2 protein-coding genes are annotated in these 809 nt (G+C 40.5%); both read left to right on the top strand.

Features of this window, described 5'->3' with window-relative positions; all coding sequences use genetic code 11:
• A partial coding sequence (locus tag AC5590_RS04970) for a HEAT repeat domain-containing protein (protein WP_169269031.1) occupies positions 1 to 356 on the top strand: 356 nt, incomplete at its 5' end.
• Positions 357 to 367: 11 nt separating this feature from the next.
• Entirely contained in the window at positions 368 to 664 is a 297-nt protein-coding gene (locus tag AC5590_RS04965) for a hypothetical protein (protein ID WP_169269030.1), read from the top strand.
• Positions 665 to 809: the final 145 nt, after the last annotated feature.

Below are 809 nucleotides of genomic sequence, written 5' to 3'. Positions count from 1 at the left end.
GTAAGCAAGCGGCATTTAGCTTAGGGCTAATTGACAAAGATAACCCAACTGCAATCAAGGCTTTAGTTGAGTTAATCCAAAACTCTCAGTCTGAATCTATCCGTAGGCTAGGGGCATCTAGCTTAGGCAAAATTGCCAAGGATAACCCAACTGCAATTAACACTTTAGTTGAGTTAATCCAAAACTCTCAGTCTGAATCTACCCGTAGGCGAGCAGCAGAAATTTTATGGCGCTGCGCCGAAAATATTCCCTACTCTAAGTTTTATCGGCTTTGGCACGAGGAACGGGGTGGTGTTTTCAAGCGGTTGCTCGATTTTCCTAAACGCTTGCTCAGGCGGATAGGCGATAGTATCTAAAAGAAAGTTATATGAACAAACCTGAAGAAGAACTAGAACTACATTTGCGATTCCGTGCAGCAGAAACAGTATCGATAAGAATACCAACAGACACGTTGGAATCGCTAAAAAAAGTAGCTAATAGTAAAGATATGTCACCTGAAGCTTTAATGAAGTTTTATATCGGACAAGGTTTACGGCAAGATTTAGCAAAATTATTTTCTGAACGGTTGCTTGAATCAACTGCTCAAGTTCTAGCACGGCACATACAATCAGAAGAAGAAGTTTTAAAAATTATTCAAGAAATTCAAGCCCAAACAACTCGTTAGGTTAATATCCAGCAACTTCTCTACCCCAACCCACAAATGGATTGAACCCGCAAACCCATATTTGCTAAGATTTTCAATGCTCACAACCTAGCGGCAAACTGTGAAGATATAACTATGTCTACATCTGCCATTGACACCAACGACG

The organism is Brasilonema octagenarum UFV-OR1 (genome assembly GCF_963888615.1).
GTDB lineage: Bacteria > Cyanobacteriota > Cyanobacteriia > Cyanobacteriales > Nostocaceae > Brasilonema > Brasilonema sennae.
Note: the sequence above shows the minus strand (reverse complement) of the source record. Positions and strands in the feature narration are given on the sequence as shown.